At 69.4% G+C, this 21139-nt stretch carries 19 protein-coding genes, 2 tRNA genes and 1 pseudogene; 7 read left to right on the forward strand and 15 right to left on the reverse strand.

The genetic code is table 11. The annotated features are described in order from the left end of the window. Positions 1–4: 4 nt before the first annotated feature. The 3 genes and pseudogenes from rapZ to PY257_RS03620 form a co-directional block, all read right to left on the reverse strand. Positions 5–859, reverse strand: a pseudogene (gene rapZ, locus PY257_RS03610) (RNase adapter RapZ); the annotation flags it as partial. A gap of 2 nt (positions 860–861) precedes the next feature. Then, positions 862–2514 (reverse strand): DNA repair protein RecN, encoded by a 1653-nt coding sequence (recN, locus tag PY257_RS03615; RefSeq protein WP_275738844.1) that lies wholly within the window; start codon positions 2512–2514, stop codon positions 862–864. Positions 2515–2516: 2 nt separating this feature from the next. After that, positions 2517–3413: an NAD kinase gene (locus PY257_RS03620; RefSeq protein ID WP_275738846.1), complete on the reverse strand. Its 897-nt coding sequence runs from the start codon at positions 3411–3413 to the stop codon at positions 2517–2519. Positions 3414–3440: 27 nt separating this feature from the next. Between PY257_RS03620 and hrcA the strand changes: the two genes are divergently transcribed. Further along, positions 3441–4445 carry a heat-inducible transcriptional repressor HrcA gene (hrcA, locus tag PY257_RS03625; RefSeq protein WP_275738848.1) on the forward strand — a complete coding sequence of 335 codons (1005 nt, stop codon included), beginning with the start codon at positions 3441–3443 and terminating at the stop codon, positions 4443–4445. Between the two features lie 37 nt (positions 4446–4482). On the opposite strand, the gene PY257_RS03630 is transcribed toward hrcA, so the two are convergent. Both PY257_RS03630 and PY257_RS03635 read right to left on the reverse strand, forming a co-directional pair. Beyond that, a tRNA-Ile gene (locus PY257_RS03630) sits at positions 4483–4561 on the reverse strand. 399 nt (positions 4562–4960) lie between these two features. Then, positions 4961–5037, reverse strand: a tRNA-Arg gene (locus PY257_RS03635). Between the two features lie 143 nt (positions 5038–5180). Here PY257_RS03635 and dinB point away from each other — a divergent pair. Next, a complete protein-coding gene (gene dinB / locus PY257_RS03640; protein WP_275738850.1) occupies positions 5181–6407 on the forward strand; it encodes a DNA polymerase IV in 1227 nt (408 codons plus the stop codon). A 180-nt stretch (positions 6408–6587) separates the two neighbouring features. Here the strand turns inward: dinB and PY257_RS03645 are convergent, their stop codons facing one another. Both PY257_RS03645 and PY257_RS03650 read right to left on the reverse strand, forming a co-directional pair. After that, the gene (locus PY257_RS03645) at positions 6588–8816 is read right to left on the reverse strand and encodes a cyclic nucleotide-binding domain-containing protein (protein WP_275738852.1); all 2229 of its coding nucleotides are present in this window, start codon (positions 8814–8816) and stop codon (positions 6588–6590) included. Between the two features lie 125 nt (positions 8817–8941). Beyond that, complete coding sequence (locus PY257_RS03650; protein ID WP_275738853.1) at positions 8942–9430, reverse strand: molybdenum cofactor biosynthesis protein MoaE; 489 nt, start codon at positions 9428–9430, stop codon at positions 8942–8944. 118 nt (positions 9431–9548) lie between these two features. On the opposite strand from PY257_RS03650, the gene PY257_RS03655 reads away from it, so the two are divergent. Further along, positions 9549–9866, forward strand: a complete 318-nt coding sequence (locus PY257_RS03655) for a hypothetical protein (protein WP_275738855.1) — start codon at positions 9549–9551, stop codon at positions 9864–9866. 1 nt (position 9867) lies between these two features. Here PY257_RS03655 and moaD read toward each other — a convergent pair whose 3' ends face one another. The 8 genes from moaD to PY257_RS03695 all read right to left on the reverse strand — a co-directional run bounded on the left by moaD (position 9868) and on the right by PY257_RS03695 (position 16742). Next, the gene (moaD, locus tag PY257_RS03660) at positions 9868–10119 is read right to left on the reverse strand and encodes a molybdopterin converting factor subunit 1 (protein WP_275738856.1); all 252 of its coding nucleotides are present in this window, start codon (positions 10117–10119) and stop codon (positions 9868–9870) included. Continuing rightward, positions 10116–11360 (reverse strand): molybdopterin molybdotransferase MoeA, encoded by a 1245-nt coding sequence (locus PY257_RS03665; protein ID WP_275738857.1) that lies wholly within the window; start codon positions 11358–11360, stop codon positions 10116–10118. The genes moaD and PY257_RS03665 overlap by 4 nt, the downstream gene beginning before the upstream one ends. Beyond that, positions 11357–11905 carry a molybdopterin-guanine dinucleotide biosynthesis protein B gene (mobB, locus tag PY257_RS03670; RefSeq protein ID WP_275738858.1) on the reverse strand — a complete coding sequence of 183 codons (549 nt, stop codon included), beginning with the start codon at positions 11903–11905 and terminating at the stop codon, positions 11357–11359. The genes PY257_RS03665 and mobB overlap by 4 nt, the downstream gene beginning before the upstream one ends. Positions 11906–11987: 82 nt before the next feature. After that, entirely contained in the window at positions 11988–13412 is a 1425-nt protein-coding gene (thrC, locus tag PY257_RS03675; protein WP_275738859.1) for a threonine synthase, read from the reverse strand. Then, positions 13409–13813 (reverse strand): type II toxin-antitoxin system VapC family toxin, encoded by a 405-nt coding sequence (locus PY257_RS03680; RefSeq protein WP_275738861.1) that lies wholly within the window; start codon positions 13811–13813, stop codon positions 13409–13411. Before PY257_RS03680 ends, thrC begins: the two co-directional genes overlap by 4 nt. Continuing rightward, positions 13810–14067 carry an AbrB/MazE/SpoVT family DNA-binding domain-containing protein gene (locus PY257_RS03685; RefSeq protein ID WP_275738863.1) on the reverse strand — a complete coding sequence of 86 codons (258 nt, stop codon included), beginning with the start codon at positions 14065–14067 and terminating at the stop codon, positions 13810–13812. Before PY257_RS03685 ends, PY257_RS03680 begins: the two co-directional genes overlap by 4 nt. A 57-nt stretch (positions 14068–14124) precedes the next feature. After that, the gene (locus PY257_RS03690; protein ID WP_275738865.1) at positions 14125–15471 is read right to left on the reverse strand and encodes a homoserine dehydrogenase; all 1347 of its coding nucleotides are present in this window, start codon (positions 15469–15471) and stop codon (positions 14125–14127) included. 38 nt (positions 15472–15509) lie between these two features. After that, the gene (locus PY257_RS03695) at positions 15510–16742 is read right to left on the reverse strand and encodes a pyridoxal phosphate-dependent aminotransferase (protein ID WP_275739135.1); all 1233 of its coding nucleotides are present in this window, start codon (positions 16740–16742) and stop codon (positions 15510–15512) included. Between the two features lie 118 nt (positions 16743–16860). Between PY257_RS03695 and PY257_RS03700 the strand changes: the two genes are divergently transcribed. From PY257_RS03700 to PY257_RS03715, 4 genes are all read left to right on the forward strand, one after another. Next, a complete protein-coding gene (locus PY257_RS03700) occupies positions 16861–17271 on the forward strand; it encodes an Mth938-like domain-containing protein (RefSeq protein WP_275738867.1) in 411 nt (136 codons plus the stop codon). A gap of 91 nt (positions 17272–17362) precedes the next feature. Further along, a complete protein-coding gene (locus PY257_RS03705; protein WP_275738869.1) occupies positions 17363–17851 on the forward strand; it encodes a peroxiredoxin in 489 nt (162 codons plus the stop codon). A 126-nt stretch (positions 17852–17977) separates the two neighbouring features. Beyond that, entirely contained in the window at positions 17978–19507 is a 1530-nt protein-coding gene (locus PY257_RS03710) for a GGDEF domain-containing protein (RefSeq protein WP_275738871.1), read from the forward strand. A gap of 2 nt (positions 19508–19509) precedes the next feature. Beyond that, on the forward strand, positions 19510–21069 hold the full coding sequence (locus tag PY257_RS03715) for an alkaline phosphatase D family protein (protein WP_419095649.1): 1560 nt from the start codon (positions 19510–19512) through the stop codon (positions 21067–21069). Positions 21070–21139: the final 70 nt, after the last annotated feature.

Below are 21139 nucleotides of genomic sequence, written 5' to 3' on the forward strand. Positions count from 1 at the left end.
TGTTGTCCAGTTCGCGGTGGCGCTTGAGCGTCACCCAGCGCGTGCCGAAGTGCGCTGCCAGGCGCTCGACCAGGTAGACCGAACGGTGCTGCCCGCCCGTGCAGCCGATGGCCACGGTGACATAGCTGCGGTGGTCGCGCGCCAGCGGCTCCAGCCAGTGGCCGAGAAACTGTTCGATGTGCGCGGCCATGTGCTCCACCGCCTCGTGCCCGGCCAGGAATGCGGCCACGGGCGCGTCCTTGCCCGTGAGCGGACGCAGCGCTGGCTCGTAGTGCGGGTTGGGCAGCATGCGCACGTCGAAGACGAAATCCGCATCCACCGGAATGCCGCGCTTGAACGCGAAAGACTCGAACACCAGCGTCAGGTGGCTCGCGGGCACGGAGAGCAGATCTTTCACATAGCTTTGCAGCTGCGCGGTGCGCATCAGGCTGGTGTCGAGGACGTGGGCCTGGTCGCGCAGGTCCGACAGCAGCTCGCGTTCCAGCTCGATGGCCTGCACCAGCGCGCGCTGGCGGTCCGTGATGTCGGCGCTGGAGAGCGGGTGGCGCCGGCGCGTTTCCGAATAGCGGCGCACCAGCGTGTCGGTCGTGGCGTCTAGGAACAGCGGCCGGATGCGTACGCCCTGGCTGCGCAGCGCGCCCAACTGCTGCGGCACCAGTGGCAGTGAAGTGGCGCTGCGCACGTCCACCGCGATGGCGACCCGGCCCGCCGCCTGGCTTTGCTGCAGGGCGACGAACTGCAGCAGCAGCTCGGGTGGCAGGTTGTCCACGCAGTAGTAGCCCGCGTCCTCCAGCGCATGCAGCGCCACCGACTTGCCCGAACCCGACATGCCGGTGATGAGCACGATGTCCAGTGCCATGCTCATGCGTCCTTCGGCGCCAGCATCTCGCGTGCATGCGCCAGCGTGGTGCCCGACAGCCGCTCGCCGCCCAGCATGCGCGCGACCTCCGCAACGCGCTGTTCGCCGACTACGGCGTGCACCGTGCTGGTCGTCGCGGCTGCGTTGCGCTGCTTGGCTACCACGAGGTGATGGTCCGCGTAGGCCGCCACTTGCGGCAGATGCGTGACCGCCAGCACCTGCCGGTCGCGGCCCAGTTGCTTCATGAGCCGACCCACGGTTTCCGCCACCGCACCGCCGACGCCGGCATCCACTTCGTCGAAGATCAGGGTCTGTGCCGTGCCCAGTTCGCTGGTCGTGACGGCGATGGCCAGGGCGATGCGCGACAGCTCGCCGCCCGAGGCCACCTTGCCCACGGGTCGCGGACTGGCGCCCGGATGGGCGGCCACGAGGAAGGCGACATCTTCGAGCCCGCTAGCCGATGGCGCGGGAAGCGGCTCCAGCACAACCTCGAACCGCCCGCCCTGCATGCCCAGCCCCTGCATGGCCTGCGTGATGGCGTGTGACAGCCTGGGCGCGGCCTGGGCGCGGCCTTGTGACAGGGCGTGGGCCGCTTTCTGGTAGCGCTGCGCTGCGACGGCTTCGGCGGCCTCCAGCGCCTGCAGGTCGGAGGCACTGTCGAGGCGCTGCAGTTCCTGCTGCCAGCCTGCCAGCAGCGCGGGCAACTCGTCGGGTGTGCGTTTGTAGCGGCGCGCCAGCGACATCCATTGCGCCACCCGCTCGTCGAGCTCGGCCAAGGCCTGAGGATCGACATCGGCGCGCCGCAGGTAGGCGTGCAGCGAGTGCGCCGCGTCCTCGGCCTGGGCCAGGCTCGATGCGATGACATCGGCCAGCGCCGCGAATTCAGGTTCCAGGTGCTGTTGCCCCTGCAGTGCCGCATGGGCGCGGGCGAGTGCTGCCGTGGCCCCGGCATCGTCGTCTTCCAGCGCCGCGGCGGCCTGCTGGCTGGCGTCGATGAGCGCCTGCGCGTGCGACAGCCGGGTATGGCGCGCGTTGAGTTCGTTCCATTCGTGCGCGCCGGGCGCGAGTTTGTCGACTTCCGCGATCTGCCATTGCAGCCGCTCGCGTTCGCGCAGCAGGCTGTCCTGGGCCTGGCGGGCCTGCTCCAGCGCCTTTTGCGCGCCGCGCCAGTCCTGCCAGCGCAGGCCCACGTCCTTGGCCGACAAGCCCGCATAGGCGTCGAGCAGCCCGCGCACCGCGTCGGCGCGCGTCAGGCTCTGCCAGGCATGCTGGCCGTGGATGTCGAGCAACTGCTCGCCCAGCGTGCGCAACTGCGCCGCAGTGGCGGCGCTGCCGTTGATCCAGGCGCGGCTCTTGCCGTGGCTATCCACCGTGCGGCGCAGCAGCAGCGATTCGGAGGCTTCGAAGCCGGCCTCGTCGAGCCATGCGTGCAGCGCGCCTGGACAGTCGAACTCGGCGCTCATGTCGGCGCGCGGCGCGCCTTCGCGCACCACGCCCGCGTCGGCGCGCGCGCCCAGCATGGTCTGCAGCGCATCGACGAGGATGGATTTGCCGGCGCCGGTCTCGCCGGTCAGCACCGTGAAGCCGGCGGCAAGGTCGAGGTCGAGCGTCTGCACGATCACGAAGTCGCGCAGCGCAATGCGCCGCAGGGCCATCGTCAGCAGCCTCCCTCGTTCCAGTGCAGTTTCTTGCGCAGCGTGTCGAAGTAGCTCCATCCGCGCGGATGCAGGAAGCGCACGTGATGCTGTGAGCGCCGCACCGTGATGCGGTCGCCGCGCAGCAGCGAGGCGAGCGACTGCATGTCGAAATTGGCGCTTACGTCGCGGCCCCCGGCGATCTCGATCGCGACTTCGGTCGCGTCGGGCAGCACGATCGGGCGGTTGGACAGCGTGTGTGGTGCGATCGGCGCCAGCACCCAGCCCGGCACCGACGGGTGCAGTAGCGGCCCGCCCGCCGACAGCGCATAGGCAGTGGAGCCCGTGGGCGTGGCGATGATGAGCCCGTCGGCGCGCTGGTTGGAGACGAAGCGCCCGTCCACCTCCACGCGCAACTCCACCATGCCCGAGGTGCCGCCGCGGTTGACCACCACGTCGTTCATCGCCAGCGCGTCGAACACGCATCCACCCTCGCGCATGACGCGCGCATGCATCAGGCTGCGTTGGTCTTCCTCGTATTCGCCGCGCAGCATGGGAGCCAGCGCGTCGCGGTAATTCTCGATCGGAATGTCGGTGACGAACCCCAAACGCCCCTGGTTGATGCCTATCAGCGGCACGCCGCGATGCGCCAGTTGGCGTCCGATGCCGAGCATGGTGCCGTCGCCACCCACCACCAGGCCCAGGTCGCATTGCGCGCCGATGGCCTCCACGTCGAGCGCCTCGTATGCGGTCAGGCCCGTATTGGCGGCGGTGTTGGCTTCCAGCGCCACCTCGCAGCCCTCGCGCGACAGGAAGCCCGCGATATCCTCCAGCACGGCGCGCGATGTGGCGGCCAGCGCGCCCGCCACGGGCGTCTGGTACTTACCGATCAGGGCCACGTGCCGGAATTTGGACTTCATGGCGAAATTACATCATTAAAATCAGGCATGCTCGATGACCGTGCCAAGTTGTTGCTCAAAGCGCTTGTCGAGCGCTACATTGCCGATGGGCAGCCGGTCGGCTCGCGCACGCTGTCGCGCGCCTCGGGGCTGGAGCTTTCGCCGGCCACCATCCGAAATGTCATGTCCGATCTGGAGGAACTGGGACTGATCGCCAGCCCGCACACCTCCGCCGGGCGCGTGCCCACGGCGCGCGGCTACCGGCTGTTCGTGGATACCATGCTCACCGTGCAGCGCGAGCGGCTTAGTGCGCCCGAGATCGCGCCAGAGCAGCCCCAGCGCGTCATCGCCAACGCGGCCCACCTGCTGTCGAGCCTGTCGCAGTTCGTCGGCGTGGTGATGGCGCCGCGCCGCACCTCGGTGTTCCGCCACATCGAGTTCATGCGGCTGTCGGAGCGGCGCCTGCTGGTCATCATCGTCTCGCCTGACGGCGACGTGCAGAACCGCGTGATCTTCACCGAGGCCGACTACACCCAGCAGCAACTGGTGGAGGCGGCGAACTTCCTGAACGCGCATTACGCGGGCCTGGCGATCGAGCAGGTGCGCGAGCGCCTGAAGGCCGAACTCGATACGCTGCGCGGCGAGATCGCGGCACTGATGCAGGCGGCGGTCAACGCCAGCTCCGAGGCATTGGACGAAGCGCGCGCCGAAGTGGTGATCGCCGGCGAACGCAACCTGCTGGCGGTCAGCGATTTCTCGGGCAGCATGGGCAACCTGCGCCGTGCGTTCGAACTATTCGAGCAGAAGACCCAGATCATGCGCCTGCTCGACATCTCCAGCCAGGCCGAGGGCGTGCGCATCTTCATCGGCGGCGAAAGCAAGGTCGTGCCGTTCGAGGATCTGTCGGTGGTCAGCGCGCCGTATGAAGTGGACGGCCAGGTGGTCGGCACCCTGGGCGTGATAGGCCCCACGCGCATGCCGTACGACCGCATGATCCAGATAGTGGACATCACCGCCAAGTTGGTCAGCAACGCGCTGAGCCACCAAAAATAGGCGTCGGGGGGCGGTGGAAAGACGGCAACGGCGGAAGTGGTAGGGGCTCCGTGAGTCGAACACGGCACCAACGGATTATGAGTCCGCTGCTCTAACCAAGCATGAGCTAAGCCCCCACGCAGACCGCGATTCTACGGGCTGGCCACGTGGCGCTGCTGGGACTCTGTTGCAGAAATCGCCAGTGTGCGAGTTGATACGCTTGAGAGATGTAATGGTGGCTACGCGATGCCGGCGTGTACGAGGAAGACTGATCGCTGCTGTTGGGGCACGCTGTCAATGGGATGGCCCAACACTATGCGACCGCCACTATCGGCCGCTTGGTAGATGCGGCCAACCGCGCGCTGACGACGCGGGATCGGACAACGTTGCTCAAGGTGGTCAATGGCTGAGGAGAAGGTCAGGGGCGGAAGGCTTCGAAGAAAGTCACGCAAAAACTCACGCAGCAGCGTGATACGGGCACCGAGGCCAGGAAACGAAAAAGCCCTGCAAATCATAGACTTGCAGGGCATTCCGTTTGGTGCGGCTGGCAGGAATCGAACCCACGACCCCTTGGTTCGTAGCCAAGTACTCTATCCAGCTGAGCTACAGCCGCTAAGCAATAAATTATAGCACCATATTTCGGCCTCCCTTCGGCCTCTTCGGCCTCCCTTCGGCCTCTTCGGCCTCCCACGCCGGACGAGCCTGCGCGCATCTGTCCAGGCAGTGTCCAGGCAGGTGCGCGCGGCGCGCAGCACAATGCGGGACGTGACGGTCGCAATCCCGCCCAGCGCCGCCCCCGAGCGGCGCATCGCCCACTTGGACATGGACGCCTTCTATGCGTCCGTGGAGCTATTGCGCTACCCGCAGCTCAAGGGCCTGCCCGTGGTCATCGGCGGCGGGCGGCGGCGAGGGGATGCGGTGCTCGAAGCGCGCGAGCGGCTGCCGCTCGCGGCATTCCCGCGCCTCAAGGACTATGTGGGCCGCGGCGTCATCACCACTGCCGCCTATCCGGCGCGGCCGTTTGGCGTGGGTTCGGCCATGGGGCTCATGAAGGCCGCGCGGCTGTGCCCCGACGCCATCCTGCTGCCGGTGGACTTCGATGAGTACCGCAAGTACTCGCGCATGTTCAAGGCCGTGGTGACCAGCATCGCGCCGGTGATGGAGGACCGCGGCGTGGACGAGGTGTACATCGACTTCACCCACGTGCCCGGCGGCCAGCGTGAAGGCGGGCGCGTGCTGGCGCGGCTGATCCAGAAAAGCATTGCCGACGCCACGGGCCTCACCTGCTCCATCGGCGTGGCGCCCAACAAGCTGCTGGCCAAGATGGCGAGCGAGTTCGACAAGCCCGCGGGCATTTCCATCGTGGGTGCCGGCGATCTGGAGCCGCGCATCTGGCCGCTGGCCTGCCGCAAGATCAACGGCATCGGCCCCAAGGCCGAGGCCAGGTTGGCGGGCCATGGCATCCATACCATCGGCGACCTCGCTGCCTGTCCGCGCGCATGGCTGCTGCAGCATTTCGGTCGCGCCTATGGCGCCTGGCTGCACGAGGCCGCGTGGGGCCGCGACGAGCGCCCCGTGGTGACCGAGAGCGAACCCGTCTCCATGAGCCGCGAAACCACCTTCGAACGCGACCTGCACGCGGTGCACGACCGGCAGGAGCTGGGCGCCATCTTCACCCACCTGTGTGAGTGCGTGGCGGCGGACCTGGCGCGCAAGGGCTATCAGGGCAAGACCATCGGCATCAAGCTGCGCTACGACGACTTCCGCACCGCCACGCGCGACCAGACCATCGCCCAGCCGACGGCGGACGCGGCCACGATACGGCGCACGGCGGGCCTGTGTCTCAAGCGCGTGCCGCTGGAGCGCCGCCTGCGCCTGCTGGGCGTGCGCGTGGGCTCGCTGGTGAAGGTGGACGCGCAAGGCGCGGGTACGGCTGCGGCGGGGCGTGCGCCCGGCGTGGATGTGGAGCCGCAGCTTTTTTGATCCCAAGCCGGCAGAGCCGGAGCCAAACAGGTTGGAAATGCTGCTCTGCCGTCACTTGAAGTCTTGGGGAACCCGCATGGGTATTGGGTTTCTTCAGTTTTCCGGTTGGCTCAACTGCGGTTCAAGTTGTATTTCGGCTTGCAACCCGCGTCTTGACCCAGCGCAAGGTACGCGGGGGCTTCAGTTGCGGCTGCGGGTCAACTGCACATTGGTACTGCGCAGCCGCGCCGACAACTCCACGCCAAGGTTTTCCATGAGCCGGAAGGCCAGCGCGGGCTCCTCGCGCGCCAGCGTGTCGAAGGCGCGGCGCGACAGCACGCCGGCCACGGCGTCCTCGGCCACCACGGCAGTGGCGGAGCGCGGCGTGCCGTCGAGAAAGCCCATCTCCCCCAGCGTGGCGCCGGCGCGCACCGAGGCCACGCGCAGCCGCCCGCGGCCCACCAGGATGTTGACGCTGCCGCGCCGCAGCATGTAGAGCTCGCGCGTGTTCTCGCCCTCGGCGAACAACACCGTGCCCACGCCGAACGCCCGCTGGGTGAAGCAGGCCTCCACGCGCTGGCACTGCGCGGCGTCGAAGCCCCTGAGCAGCGCGGCGGTGTCTTCCATCCAGGCCCGCTCGTCGGCGGGCGCAGGGCGGCCGCCGGGCATCTCCAGCAGGCGGTTCTCCACGAATTCGAGCGCGCGGTCGGCATCGGCGAAATAGCGCTCGCCGTCGAGCCCATCGTCCGCCGTGAGCTCGGGAGCCTGCTCCGCGTCCAGGCCCAGCAGCAGGCGCCGCGCGGCGAAGGCCGCGTGCACCACCCGCACGCCCTGCGCGCGCGCCCGGGCCTCGAAGCGCGCCACGGTGCCGCCAATGGTGGTGTCCACCGAGATGACGGACTCCCAGTCGAGCACCACGAAGCGCGCGCCCGGCAGCGCGGCCTGCAACTGCTCGTACAGCAGGTTGGCCGAGCCGAAGAACAGAGCGCCCTGCAGCCGCACGCAGCGGATGCAGCCGCCGTAGCTGTCGAGCCAGGCCATGGCGCGGCGCGAGCGCGCGCAGTTGGAGCGGCAGGCCGCGCCCTGCCGCACGTCGCGCACCGGCGCGCGGCCGTTGCGGCGCGCGAACAGCACCAGGCCCGCCATGATGCCCACGGGCACCGCCACCAGCATGTTGGCCGCCAGCGCCGCGGCCACGACGAGCAGCCAGGTGAAAGTGTCTTCGCGCTCCAGCGCGTTCATGCGCGATCCGGCGCGTGTGCCGCCGACGAAGCGCGCCAGCGGCGCGAGGCTGGCGCGGTCCACCATGCTCCAGGCCTCGAACAGCAGCAGCGCGGCCACCGCCGCCAGCGGAATCCACGCCAGCCAGCCCGTGAGGCAGAACGCCAGCACCGCCAGCGCCAGCAGCCGCAGCGCCAAGGGCCCGAGCGCGCCCACCCGCGCCGCGCCCAGCGTGGCGCTGGAGGCCGCGCCCAGCGGCAGCGCGCCCAGCATGGCGGCCACGGCCTGCGCGGCGCCCAGCGCCAGGTTCTGCCGCAGCGTGGGCGCGGGGCGTTCGTCGGACTGGTGGTCCACCAGCGCCTGCGCGAGCGCCGTGCTCATGAACACCGCCGCGCCCAGCAGCATGCCCGCGAACAGCACGTCGCGCGCGATGAGCAGGGTGGCCGCCTGCGGCGCCAGCCAGGCCTGCCAGTCGAACGCGGGCAGGTGCGGCAGGGCCGGCAGGTTGTGCGCCAGCACCATGGGCACCGCCAGCCCGCCGGTCTTGGCGAGCAGCAGGCCCAGCAGGCTGGCCACCACCAGGCCCGCCAGGCTGGCCGGCAGGCCTGGCAGCAGCGCGCGCGCCAGCGCGGCGGCACCGATGCACGCGGCCATCAGCACCAGCATCGCGCTGGGCCGCATGCCGTGCTGCAGCACCAGCGCCTCCAGCACCGGCACCTGCCCGGCCACCACCAGAACCGCCGTGGCGTTGGTGAAGCCCGCGAACACCGGCCCGGGAATGAAGCGCGCCAGCCGCTGCGCGCGCAGCAGGTACAGCACCGGCTGGCACAGCGCTGCGGCGATGCACACCGCGGCCATCAGCGTGGCGCGGACCTGCGGTGTATCGGCCAGGCCCCAGTAGGGCATGCGCGCGGCGAAGGTGTCGAGGGCACCGGCCAGGATGGATACCGAGAAGAAGCGCACGCTGAACACCAGGGGCCGGCCCGAGAACGAGCCCGCGAAGTTCACGACCGCCAGCCCCAGCAGGCTGGCCCAGAGCAGCGGGGCGACGTAGTCGGGACCAATCTTGGCCGCCAGCCACACCACGGCTGCGATGCTGACGGGCAGCGCCATGCCCCCGCCTTCCAACGCCGCGGCGAGCGCGCGGCCCAGGCCGGGGCGCGGCGCGGCGGTGGGCATGTCGTCTAGCGGCAGTCGGGTGGTGCCCATGCGGATTCAGTCTAGAAACGGCAGGTGCATAGCGCTCTCGCCCACGAGGTGAACGCCATCGAAGCCATCGAGCGTTGATTTCATGGGCAAGGGATACAAAGCGGTCAACTGCCGTTTCCAGGGGTTCAGCCCGCCATGGCCGGCGCGGCCACGCCCCAGCGCGCCAGCGCGGCATCGTCGGACTCGCGCGCATCGACCCAGCGCGCGCCCTCGGCGGTGAACTCCTTCTTCCAGAACGGGGCCTGGGTCTTGAGGTAGTCCATGAGGAACTCGCAGGCCGCGAAGCTCTGCCCCCGGTGGCGCGCCGAGACGGCCACGAAGACGATCTGCGCGCCCGGCGGCAGCCGGCCCACGCGGTGCACGATGCGCACGCCCAGGATGTCGGCGAAGCGCGCGCGCGCCGCATCGGCCATGGCGGCGATGGCGCGCTCGGTCATGCCGGGGTAGTGCTCCAGCTCCATCGCCTGCACCGCCGCGCCGCCGCCCGCGCCGCGCACGGCGCCGATGAAGCTGCACACGGCGCCCGCCTGCAGCTCGCCCGCGCGCAGCGCGGCGATTTCGGCGCTGGCGTCGAAGTCCTCGGACTGGATGCGGATGGCTGCGGCAAAACCCATCGCGCGATTGTGACATCGCTCCCCTGGCGCACAAAGCATTCAGGTGTTTTATGCCTCCAGTGCTTTATCTGCCTGCGGTAGCAGCTATCTTTTTGAGAGCGCCACGACAATCCACCGCATGGACGACGACAACCAGATCCTCGTGCCGCCGAGCTTCACCGCCTTGTTCGCGGACGCGCGCGGACGCCTGCGGGCGAGCGCCGCCACGGTGCGCGAGCGCTACGAACTCTGCGAGGACCTGGCCTGCCACCTCGTGGAGCAGGCCGGCATGCTCTACCACGCGCAGGCACCGTCCGAGGAGGAAGTGCTGCGGCGCATCCACGCCGGCCTGCGCGCGCCCGGCGCCGGCGTCGGGCCCGCGGAGGCGGCGTGGATCGTGCTGCGCCTGGCCGAGCTGCTGCAGTGGCCGTGCCCGGACGTATCCCCCACGCCCTGACTCAGCCGCCCGTGACGGGCGGGAAGAACGCCACCTCGGCCCCGTCGGCCAAGGCTGCGGCCTCATCGCTGAGCACCTGATCGACCGCCACGCGCACGGCACGCCCGCGCGCCAGCGCCTGGGCCCAGGGGCCGCCGCGCGCGATGAGCGCGTCGCGCAGCGCGCCGACGGTGGCTGCGGGCGTGTCGAGCTGCTCGGCGCCCTGGCCCACGGCCTCGCGGATGGAGGCGAAGTAGCGCACCGTGAGTTTCATCCCAGCAGCTCCGCGAAGGGCAGGAAGCGCACCAGGTCGCCGCGTGCGATCGCGCGGCCCGTGGGGTTGTCCACCAGGCCGTCGCTCCAGACCGCCGAGGCCAGTACGCCCGAGCCCTGGTTGGGGAACAGGTCGAGCCCGCCCTGCGTGTTGCGGCGCGCGCGCAGGAATTCGCGCCGCTTGTCGGCGCGCGGCCCGTCGAAGTGCGCGGGCAGCAGCGTGGCGGGCACGTCGGCATCGCGCACGCCCTGCAGCGCCAGCAGGAAGGGGCGCACGAGAACCAGCAGCGTGACGAAGCCGGCCACCGGATTGCCCGGCAGGCCGATGAAGTGGGTGGGGCGTTCCGCGCCATCGATGCTGCCGTAGGCGAATGGCTTGCCGGGCTTGATGGCGATCTGCCAAAGATCGAGCCGGCCCAGGGCCTGCACGGCGGGGCGCAGGTGGTCTTCCTCGCCCACCGAGACGCCGCCGCTGGTGATGATGAGGTCGCAGCCCACGGCCGCCTCGCGCAGCGCGGCCTCGGTGGCGTCGCGCCGGTCGGGCACGATGCCGAAGTCGCGCACCTCGCAGCCCAGGCGGGTGAGCAGTGCGCGCAGCACGAAGCGGTTGGAGTTGTAGATGGCGCCGGGGCGCATGTGCTCGGGCGCCACGTCGCCGGGCATGACCAGCTCGTCGCCGGTGGAAAACAGCGCCACGCGCGGGCGCGCCGCCACGTCCAGGGTGGCGACACCGATGGACGCGGCCAGCCCCAGCGCGGCGGGCGTGAGCCGCCGGCCCTGGCGCAGCACGGTGGCGCCGCGCGCCACGTCTTCTCCCGCGCGGCGGATGGACTGGCCGGGCCGGGGCGCGGCGTTGACGCGCACGCGCGCGCCGCCGTCGAGTGCTTCGCATTCCTCCTGCATGACCACGGCGTCGGCCCCCTCGGGGATGGGCGCGCCGGTGAAGATGCGCGCTGCCGTGCCCGCAGCGAGCGGCTGGCCGGCCTCGCCCGCCGCGATGCGCTGCGAAACGGCAAGCGTGGCGCCCGGCGCGGGCGCATCGGCGCTGCGCAGCGCATAGCCGTCCATGGCGCTGTTGTCCCAGGGCGGCACATGCAGGGCGGAAACCACGTCCTGCGCCAGCACGCGGTGGTCCGCATCGAAGGTGGCGACGGTGTCGGTGCGGGCCAGCGGGCGGGCGTGCGCGAGCAGCGCGGCCAGCGCATCGTCGAGCGGCATCAGGGGCGGGCGGGCAGCGGTCATGAAGATGTGGGGCCGTGGTAGAGGAAGGGCTGGCGATTCTCGGCCAGCCAGTCGGCGACCTGCGCGGGCTGGTGCCAATCCAGCACCGGCAGCGCGGTCGGGGCGGGCAGGTGGCCCGGCGGCGCGTCGGTGGCGATGGCGGCGACGCACGGGTCGCCGGGGTAGCGCGCGGGCTGGGCCGGGTAGCCGTTGCCGGGGGCGCGCCAGACCTCGACCTTGGGCAGATCGCTGTCGCGGAAGCCTTCGACGATGACCCAGTCCGCGCCGGGGCTGAGCGCGGCGATGAGGGCATGCACGTCGGGCTCGGCGGGGCGGGGGTTCTCGCGCATCAGCACGGTGCGCTGGTCGGAGGCGACGAGCACCTCGAACGCGCCGGCCTGGCGGTGGCGGTACGAGTCCTTGCCGGGCTGGTCCACGTCGAAGCGGTGGTGGGCGTGCTTGATGACCGACACGCGCAGCCCGCGCACGGTGAGCGCGGGGATGAGCTGCTCGATCAGCGTGGTCTTGCCCGAGCCCGAGTAGCCGGCGAAGCACACGACTTGCATGCGGTGGCGTCCTTTTGCTCTTGTTTTAGTAGCTGCCAGCGCTTGCTGCACAAGCGCTGGAGGCCATTTTTGCTTGCAACGGCTACGCCGCGCCGCAGTGGCGGGCGATGTAGTCCTTGACCAGCGCGGCGTCTGCCGGCAGCACGTCCACGCGCTTGGGACGCGATTCGATGCCCGCGAACCGGGCCGGGCGCTCTGGCTCGCGGCCCAGGGCTTCGACGATGGTGGCGGCGAACTTGATCGGCAGCGCCGTTTCGAGCACGACCATGGGCGCGCCGCCGGGCTGCCAGTGCTCGCGGGCGACCTTCAGGCCGTCGGCGGTATGCGGGTCCACCACCACGCCGAAGCGCTGCCAGGTGTCGCGGATGACGGCCAGGCGGTCGGCATGGGTGCTGCGGCCGCTGGCGAAGCCGTAGTGGCGCGCGCAGTCGCGGAAGGCCGGGTCGGCGCCCAGGTCGAAACGGCCGCTGGCGACCAGGCCGGTGCCGAACAGCGCGCGGGTGCGCTCGCCGTCGCGGCCCAGCAGATCGAACACGAAGCGCTCGAAATTGCTGGCCTTGCTGATGTCCATCGACGGGCTGGAGGTCTCGACCGTGTCCCTGGCGGCGCGCACGCGGTAGGTGCCGGTGCGGAAGAACTCGTCGAGCACGTCGTTCTCGTTGGTGGCCACCACCAGCCGGTGGATGGGCAGGCCCATCTGCCGCGCGACGTGGCCGGCGCAGATGTTGCCGAAGTTGCCGCTGGGGACGGTGAAGCTCACGCGCTCGCCGTTGGAGCGCGTCGCCTCGAAGTAGCCCGCGAAGTAGTAGACCACCTGCGCCAGCAGCCGCGCCCAGTTGATGCTGTTGACGGTGCCGATGCGGTACTTGCGCTTGAAATCGAGGTCGCCGCTGACGGCCTTGACGATATCCTGGCAGTCGTCGAACACGCCCTCGATGGCGATGTTGTGGATGTTTTCATCTTGCAGGCTGAACATCTGCGCCTGCTGGAATGGGCTCATGCGCCCGTGCGGGCTGGTCATGAAGACGCGCACGCCCTGCTTGCCGCGCATAGCGTATTCGGCGGCGCTGCCGGTGTCGCCGCTGGTGGCGCCGAGGACGTTGAGCTGCTCGCCGCGGCGGGCCAGTTCGTATTCGAACAGGTTGCCCAGCAACTGCATCGCCATGTCCTTGAAGGCGAGCGTGGGACCGTTGCTGAGAGACTCCAGGTACAGGCCCGGCTCCAGGGGCTTCAGGGGCACGATCTCGGGCGTGCCGAACACCTCGGCGGTGTAGGTGCGCGCGCAGATGGCGCGCAGGTCGGCGGCGGGAATGTCGTCGATGTAGAGCGAGAGGATGCGCCACGCCAGCTCGGCATACGGCAGGCCGCGCCATTCGGCGAGCATGGCCGCATCGACCTGGGGGTAGCGCTCGGGCAGGTACAGCCCGCCGTCGGGCGCCAGCCCTTCGAGCAGGATTTCGCAGAAGGAGCGGCGCTGCGGGTCGCCGCGGGTGGAAAGGTATTTCATGCTTCGGGACAGAGGATGGTCACATCGGGGAAATAGGTTCGCAGACGGCGGCTGTCGCGCGTCAGCAGCGGCAGGCGGCGGACGCTGGCATGCGCACCGATGAAGAAGTCCGGCAGCGTGGCGGTGCGCTGCCCGCCAGCTTGGCGGTACTGCGCATGCGCGCGGGCCGCCAGGAACGCCATGTTCTCGTCAATGGCATCGAGTTCGATGACCAGGTCCGCCAGAAAATCCCGCACTTCGCGCTGGCTGGTGAAGTCGCGCGCGATCTCCGCGTAAACCACCGCATTGATGAATAGCGGGCCCCGGTCGCGCGCATCCACCAGTTGCTGCTCGCTCCAGTCGTACCAGCCGGGTTCGCCCTCGATCACGTCGAGCAGCACACTGGCATCCACCAGGGTCATCGCATCGCGTCCTCGCCGCGCGTGAAACGCATGATCTCCTCGGTGGATTGCTTGAGGATCCCCTTGCCGCGCCACTTGCGCAGCGCCGCGCGATAGTCCTCGGCGCCCGGCACGGCGGCCCGCACGGCGAACATGCGCACGCTGCCGTCGGGCAGCGGCTCGTAGTCGATGGCCTGCCCTGGTTCCACCCGCAGGTGCTGGCGGATGGCCTTGGGGACGGTGACTTGGCTCTTGACGGTCAGGGCGTAGCTCATGGTAATGCCTTCCGGACGAAGTATTACAAAATTGTAATACCGCGCCTCGGCCGCCACTCAGGCGAGTTCTTCCTTGCGAATGCGCGTGATGGGCTCCAGCACCGTGGGCAGGGCCTGCATCTGGGCGATGGCGTCGTTCATGGTGCCTTCGCGCGTGTCGTGCGTGAGGATGATGAGGTCGGTCTGCGGGACGCCACGTGTCCCGTCCGGTCCTGTGCCTTCGCCGCCCACCTCGTCGGCCTCGCGCTGCAGCACGGCGTCGATGCTGATGCCGGCCCCGGCCAGCAGGCCGGTCACGGTGGCCAGCACGCCGGCCTGGTCGGCCACGCGCAGGCGCAGGTAGTAGCTGGTGACCACCTCGGCCATGGGCAGCACGGGCAGGTCGCTGAGCGCATCGGGCTGGAAGGCCAGCGAGGGCACGCGCTGCGCCGCGTTGGCCGTGTGCAGGCGGGTGATGTCCACCAGGTCGGCGATCACGGCACTGGCGGTGGGCTCGCTGCCCGCGCCCTTGCCGTAGTAGAGCGTGGTGCCGACGGCGTCGGCCTGCACCAGCACGGCGTTCATGGCGCCTTCCACGTTGGCGAGCAGCCGCTTGGACGGCACCAGCGCGGGGTGCACGCGCAATTCAATCCCCTTCTCGGCACGCTTGGTGATGCCCAGCAGCTTGATGCGGTAGCCGAGCTGTTCGGCATATTTGATGTCAGCGGCCGACAGCTTGGTGATGCCCTCGACATAGGCCTTGTCGAACTGCACCGGGATGCCGAAGGCAATGGCGCTCATCAGCGTGACCTTGTGCGCGGCGTCCACGCCTTCGATGTCGAAGGTCGGGTCGGCCTCGGCGTAGCCCAGGCGCTGCGCCTCCCCCAGCGCCACGGCAAAGTCCAGGCCCTTGTCGCGCATTTCACTCAGAATGAAATTGGTGGTGCCGTTGATGATGCCGGCAATCCACTGGATGCGGTTGGCCGTGAGGCCTTCGCGCAGCGCCTTGATGATGGGGATGCCGCCGGCCACGGCGGCCTCGAACGCCACCATCACACCCCTGGCGTGCGCGGCGGCGAAGATCTCTGTGCCATGCACGGCCAGCAGCGCCTTGTTGGCGGTCACTACGTGCTTGCCCGCCGCGATGGCCTCCAGCACGAGTTCGCGCGCCAGCCCGTAGCCGCCGATCAGCTCCACCACGATGTCGATGTCGGGGTTGGCGATGATCTGGCGCGCGTCGGCCACCACCTCGGCGGCATCGCCGACGATGGCGCGGGCCTTGGCGGTGTCGCGCCGCGACACGGCGGCGATCTCGATGCCGCGGCCCGCGCGGCGCGTGATTTCTTCCTGGTTGCGGCGCAGCACCTCGAACACGCCGCTGCCCACGGTGCCTATGCCCAGCAGGCCTACTTGGATCGGTTTCATGGATTTTCTATGAGTCGAAAAGGGCCGCAGCGCTTCATTTACCTGCGCAGATCGCTATCTTTTCGATAGCTTTCGAGGAACTTGGCGATGCGCCCGACGGCCAAGCGCAGGTCCTCCTCGTGCGGCAGGAAGACGATGCGGAAGTGGTCGGGCCGGGGCCAGTTGAAACCCGTGCCCTGCACCAGCATCACCTTGGTCTGCTCCAGCAGTTCCAGGAAGAACTGCTGGTCGTCCTCGATCGGGTAGACCTTGGGATCCAGGCGCGGGAACATGTAGAGAGCCGCGCTGGGCTTGACGCAGGTGACGCCGGGGATGGCCGTGATGAGCTCATAGGCGAGGTCGCGCTGGCGGCGCAGGCGCCCGCCCTCGCCCACCAGTTCGTTGATGCTCTGGTGGCCGCCCAGCGCGGTCTGGATCGCCCACTGGCCCGGCACGTTGGCGCACAGGCGCATGTTGGAGAGCATGTTCAGGCCCTCGATGTAGTCCCGGGCGGGCCTCTTGTCGCCCGAGACCACCATCCAGCCTGCGCGGTAGCCGCACGAGCGGTAGCTCTTGGAGAGCGAATTGAAGGTCAGCGTGAGCACGTCGGTCGACAGGCTGGCCAGCGCCGTGTGGCGCACGCCGTCGTACAGCACCTTGTCGTACACCTCGTCGGCGAAGACCACCAGGCCGTGCTCGCGTGCCAGCGCCACGATGCCCTTGAGCAAATCGTCCGAGTACAGCGCGCCCGTGGGGTTGTTGGGGTTGATGACCACGATGCCCTTGGTGCGCGGCGTGATCTTGGCGCGGATGTCGTCTAGGCTGGGCATCCAGCCGTTGTCCTCGTCGCACAGGTAATGCACCGGGGTGCCGCCCGACAGGCTGACGGCGGCGGTCCACAGCGGGTAGTCGGGCGCGGGCAGCAGCATCTCGTCGCCGTCGTCGAGCAGCGCGTTGGTGGCCATCACGATGAGCTCGGAGGCACCGTTGCCGAGGTAGATGTCGTCTAGCGTCACGCCCTTCACGCCCTGCTGCTGGGTGTAGTGCATGACGGCCTTGCGCGCCGCGAAGATGCCCTTGCTGTCGGAATATCCGGCCGAAGAGGGCAGGTGGCGGATCATGTCCTGCTGCACCTCCTCTGGCGCGTCGAAGCCGAACACGGCGAGGTTGCCGATGTTGAGCTTGATGATCTTCTGGCCCTCTTCCTCCATCTGCCGCGCAGCGTCCATGATGGGGCCGCGGATGTCGTAGCAGACGTTGGCGAGCTTGGCGGACTTGTGGATGGTCTTCATCGGTGCCTGCGCGCCCCTTGTCGCCATACCCTGGCGGGGCGTGTTCTCAATGGGAAAAGCCTACAATTTGACCACAGTTCGCACCCGCGCCCTCCCTCTTTGCCCCCCCTCATTTCCCATGAAGCTGCAGCCCGACCGCTTCGACATGCAGTCGATCACCGCCTACGGCCCGGGCTGGGTCGGCGTGGACGGCGAGAAGATCACCGCCAGCGTGGTGCTCGGCTCGCGCGGCCAGCGGCTGGCCTGGCACTGCGAGCGCTTCGCCGACCTGACGCCCGCGCACTTCGCGCAGTTGGCTGAGCTGGAATGCGAGCTGGTGCTCTTCGGCAGCGGACTGCGCAACCGTTTCCCCCCGCCGGCCTGGCTGCAGGCGCTGATGGCGCGGCGCATCGGCCTGGAAACCATGGACACCCATGCCGCCTGCCGCACCTACAACATCCTGGCCGGCGAGGGCCGCAGCGTGGTCGCCGCGCTGCTGCTGGAAAGCCCGGGGAACGGCGCGGGCTGCGAGCGGGGCGTTTCGGGGTAAAATCAGGCGTTGCGGTCGAGGGATTTCCTGCAACGTTTATGCCCTCGGCTTTCTTCCAACGGCCACATCCTGTCACACGAGATTGAGTCTTATGGCGATCGTTGTCAACAAGCCCATTCCAGAATTCGAAGCCAACGCCACGAATGGGATCAAAGTATCCAACACGTCCCACCTGGGTCAGGTTCTGGTTCTCTATTTCTACCCCAAGGACAACACGCCGGGCTGCACCACCGAAGCGATGCAGTTCCGCGACAAGTACAAGGACTTCGTGAAAGCCGGCGCCGTGGTGTTCGGCGTATCGCGCGACAACATGAAGTCGCACGACGACTTCAAGGCCAAGCTCGAACTGCCGTTCGAACTCATCGCCGACACCGAAGAAAAGATGTGCCACATGTTCGGCGTGGTCAAGAACAAGATCATGTACGGCAAGAAGGTCAAGGGCATCGAGCGCAGTACCTTCCTGATCGGCCCCGACGGCATCCTGCAGCAGGAGTGGCGCGGCCTCAAGGTGCCGGGCCATGTGGACGAGGTGCTCAAGTCGGTGAAGACGCTCAAGTCCCTCGTCAAGAAAGCCGCCTGAAAACCGCGAAACAACACTGCGCGGCCCGCGCGCCGCAGTAGTCAGTCAGTCAGTCAGTCAGGCCGGGCGCGGCAAGACCTGTCACACTCATGGCCCCGACGCCCCGACGCTTTGCCGCCCCCGTTCATGGCCGACCGCACCCCTGCCGAAATCGCACGCGAGACGCTCAAGCAACTGGCCGTGCGCAAGCTCTCCCCCACTCCTGACAACTACCAGCAGCTCTACGACGAGATCGCGGGTACCCGCAGCGCCGGCCCGTTCCCCGAAGGGCCGCTGTGGCAGATCGCCCGCGTGCTGCCGGGCCAGACGGCAGCGCAGAAGCGGCTGCTCAGCCAGTTCCAGAAAGCCGTCGGCGAACACAGCTGGACGGGCCTGCAGAGCGCCATCGCGGGCTATGCAAACCTGGGCCTCACCGCGCCGCCCGCGCCGGGGCTGGAGGTGCTGCAGGACATATCCCTCTGCGCCGTGCCGGGCGACCTGGCCGAGCAGATCGCCCGGCTCGTCGAATACGTGCTGCCATCCCTTGCCGCCGACGACGAGCGCCTGCACAAGCTGGGCGAGGAACTGCTGGACTACCTGCGCAGCGCTGCGCCCAGCGCGCCCGCGCTCAAGATCATGCTGTCGAACTTCGGCTTTCGCCTCTCGTTCGCGGCGGAGGAGCAGACCGCCATCCGTGCCACGCTGCTGTCGCTGCTGCACCTGGTGTTCCAGAACATCGAGCACCTGAGCATCGACGACCGTTGGCTGCAGGGCCAGGCCGAGGCGCTGGTCAGCGCCGCCGCGCCGCCGCTCACGCTGCGCCGCCTCGACGACGTGGCGCTGCGCCTGAAGGACGTGATCTTCAAGCAGTCCGAGGCCAAGGCGCGCGAGGTGCAGGCACAGGAGCAGATGAAGGAAATGCTCGCCGCCTTCATCGAGCGGCTGGCGCGCATCACCGAGTCGAGCGGCATGTACGGCAGCACCATCGAGCGCTGCGCGGTGCAGTTGAGCAGCGCATCCTCCATGGCCGCGATCGCGCCCGTGCTGGAAGAAATCATGTCCGCCACGCGCGCCATGGCGCTGGACACGCGCGTCTCGCGCGAAGAACTGCAGGCCATGCGCGAGCGCGTGGAAGCCACGCGCGCCGAGATCGACCGGTTGCAGGACGAACTCGACCGCGCCAGCGCCCAGGCCCGGCACGACCCACTGACCGGCAGCCTCAATCGCAAGGGGCTCGACGAAGTGATGGAGCGCGAGATCGGCCGTTCGCGCCGCCTGGGCTCGTCGCTGTGCCTGGCACTGCTGGACCTGGACAACTTCAAGAATATCAACGACGACCTCGGCCACGAGACCGGCGACGCGGCCCTGGTGCACCTGGCGCAGGTCGCGAAGGGCTCCATGCGCCCCCAGGACATGCTGGCGCGCTACGGCGGCGAGGAATTCGTGCTCGTGCTGCCCGACACCGCGCTCGCCCAAGGCGTGGAAGCCATGCAGCGCCTGCAGCGCGAGCTGACCCGGCACATCTTCCTGCGCGACGACAACCAGGTGCTCATCACCTTCAGCGCCGGCGTGGCCGAACTGCTGCCCGACGAAACCACGACCGACGCCATCAAGCGCGCCGACCAGGCCATGTACCTGGCCAAGCGCGCCGGCAAGAACCGGGTCATGGCGGCCTGACCGTGTCACGTGCCGCACCACCCGCCAGCCGCCGCGCGCTGCTGCGGCTGGCCGCCGCGACGGCAGCGGCGGGCACCCTGCCGCGCTGGGCCTGGGCCGCCGCGCCCGCGCTGGCGCGAAACCCGTTCGCCCTCGGCATCGCCAGCGGCGACCCCGCGCCCGACGGCGTGGTGCTGTGGACGCGCCTGGCCGTGCCCGAGGGCACGGGCGCGCTCACCGTACGCTGGGAGATCGCCGACGACCCGGCCTTCCGCCGCATCGTGCAGGCGGGCCAGGCCGGCGCCCTGCCCGCGCTGGCCCACAGCGTGCACGTGGAGGTGGCGGGCCTCGCGTCGGGGCGCTGGTACTGCTACCGCTTCATGCTCGGTGACGCCGTGAGCGCCACGGGCCGCACCCGCACCGCGCCCGCGGCGAATGCGCCGGACGCGCGCCTGCGGCTGGCCTTCGCCTCGTGCCAGCGCTGGGAGCACGGCTACTACGCCGCGTGGCGCCACCTCGCGGCGGACGCGCCGGACCTCGTCGCCTTCCTCGGCGACTACATCTACGAATACGCCACGCCGGCAGACAGCACGGGCCTGGCGCGCACCCACGCCTTGCGCCATGCCCGCACGCTCGACGACTACCGCGACCGCTACGCCCTGCACAAGAGCGACCCCGACCTGCAGGCCGCGCACCGCGCCTGTGCGTGGATCGTGACCTGGGACGACCACGAGGTCGAGAACGACTACGCCGACGACGCGGGCCGCGATGCGCAAGGCTTCGCCGCCAGGCGCGCCGCCGGCTACCAGGCGTTCTACGAGCACATGCCGCTGCGCGCTGCCGCGCTGGCCGCGGGCATGGACCACCTGCGCCTGTACCGCAGCGTGGCCTGGGGCCGGCTGGCGCGCTTCCACCTGCTCGACGACCGGCAATACCGCGCGCGCCAGGCCTGCCGCCCGCCGGGCGCCAGCGGCGCGGCCAGCGTGAAGGCCGGGTGCGCCGAGCTGCAAGCGCCCGAGCGGTCGCTGCTCGGGCTGGAGCAGGAACGCTGGCTCGACGGCGCCCTGGCCCGCGATGCGGAAGAGGGCGCCGCGCGCTGGAGCGTGATCGCGCAGCAGACGCTGTTCTCGCCGCGCCACTACCCGTCGGGCGTCACCGCCACCGACAACTGGGACGGCTACCCCGCCGCCCGCGCGCGCCTGCTGGCCAGCGTGCGGCAGCGCCAGCCGCGCAACACCGTGCTGATCGGCGGGGACATCCACCAGAACTATGTCTGCGCGGTCCACGCGGACCCCGAACGGCCCGGCTCGCCCGTGCTGGCCAGCGAGTTCTGCGGCACCTCCATCACCTCGCGCTCCGGCACCACGCAGGCCAAGGTGGACGCTGTCGTGCGCCGCAATCCCCACGTGCTGCTGGCCGACTGCGAACACCGCGGCTACGTGCTGGCCGACATCGCGCCGCAGCGCTGGAGCACCCAACTGCGCGTGCTCGACGACGCGGCGCGGGCCGACGCCAGCATTTCGACGCTGGCGCGCTTCGTGGTGGAAGACGGGCTCCCCGGGCCGATGCGCGATGGCGCTTGAGCGGCCCACGCATTGCGTCAAGCTATTAAAAACATAGCTTCCACCGCTTGTATTACGGACACTTCATATA

This window comes from Curvibacter soli, from assembly GCF_029211125.1.
GTDB classification, from domain to species: Bacteria; Pseudomonadota; Gammaproteobacteria; order Burkholderiales; family Burkholderiaceae_C; genus Curvibacter_A; species Curvibacter_A soli.

Excerpts from the sequence above, each read along its gene's own strand:
- PY257_RS03655 (WP_275738855.1), top strand. The coding sequence starts at position 9,549 with ATGGACGACGACAACCAGATCCTCGTGCCGCCGAGCTTCACCGCCTTG.
- PY257_RS03700 (WP_275738867.1), top strand. The coding sequence starts at position 16,861 with ATGAAGCTGCAGCCCGACCGCTTCGACATGCAGTCGATCACCGCCTAC.
- PY257_RS03620 (WP_275738846.1), bottom strand. The coding sequence starts at position 3,413 with ATGAAGTCCAAATTCCGGCACGTGGCCCTGATCGGTAAGTACCAGACG.
- mobB (WP_275738858.1), bottom strand. The coding sequence starts at position 11,905 with ATGCAAGTCGTGTGCTTCGCCGGCTACTCGGGCTCGGGCAAGACCACG.
- PY257_RS03695 (WP_275739135.1), bottom strand. The coding sequence starts at position 16,742 with ATGAAGACCATCCACAAGTCCGCCAAGCTCGCCAACGTCTGCTACGAC.
- PY257_RS03705 (WP_275738869.1), top strand. The coding sequence starts at position 17,363 with ATGGCGATCGTTGTCAACAAGCCCATTCCAGAATTCGAAGCCAACGCC.
- PY257_RS03680 (WP_275738861.1), bottom strand. The coding sequence starts at position 13,813 with ATGACCCTGGTGGATGCCAGTGTGCTGCTCGACGTGATCGAGGGCGAA.
- PY257_RS03650 (WP_275738853.1), bottom strand. The coding sequence starts at position 9,430 with ATGGGTTTTGCCGCAGCCATCCGCATCCAGTCCGAGGACTTCGACGCC.
- hrcA (WP_275738848.1), top strand. The coding sequence starts at position 3,441 with ATGCTCGATGACCGTGCCAAGTTGTTGCTCAAAGCGCTTGTCGAGCGC.
- PY257_RS03690 (WP_275738865.1), bottom strand. The coding sequence starts at position 15,471 with ATGAAACCGATCCAAGTAGGCCTGCTGGGCATAGGCACCGTGGGCAGC.
- PY257_RS03645 (WP_275738852.1), bottom strand. The coding sequence starts at position 8,816 with ATGGGCACCACCCGACTGCCGCTAGACGACATGCCCACCGCCGCGCCG.
- recN (WP_275738844.1), bottom strand. The coding sequence starts at position 2,514 with ATGGCCCTGCGGCGCATTGCGCTGCGCGACTTCGTGATCGTGCAGACG.
- dinB (WP_275738850.1), top strand. The coding sequence starts at position 5,181 with ATGCGGGACGTGACGGTCGCAATCCCGCCCAGCGCCGCCCCCGAGCGG.
- thrC (WP_275738859.1), bottom strand. The coding sequence starts at position 13,412 with ATGAAATACCTTTCCACCCGCGGCGACCCGCAGCGCCGCTCCTTCTGC.
- PY257_RS03710 (WP_275738871.1), top strand. The coding sequence starts at position 17,978 with ATGGCCGACCGCACCCCTGCCGAAATCGCACGCGAGACGCTCAAGCAA.
- PY257_RS03665 (WP_275738857.1), bottom strand. The coding sequence starts at position 11,360 with ATGACCGCTGCCCGCCCGCCCCTGATGCCGCTCGACGATGCGCTGGCC.
- moaD (WP_275738856.1), bottom strand. The coding sequence starts at position 10,119 with ATGAAACTCACGGTGCGCTACTTCGCCTCCATCCGCGAGGCCGTGGGC.
- PY257_RS03685 (WP_275738863.1), bottom strand. The coding sequence starts at position 14,067 with ATGAGCTACGCCCTGACCGTCAAGAGCCAAGTCACCGTCCCCAAGGCC.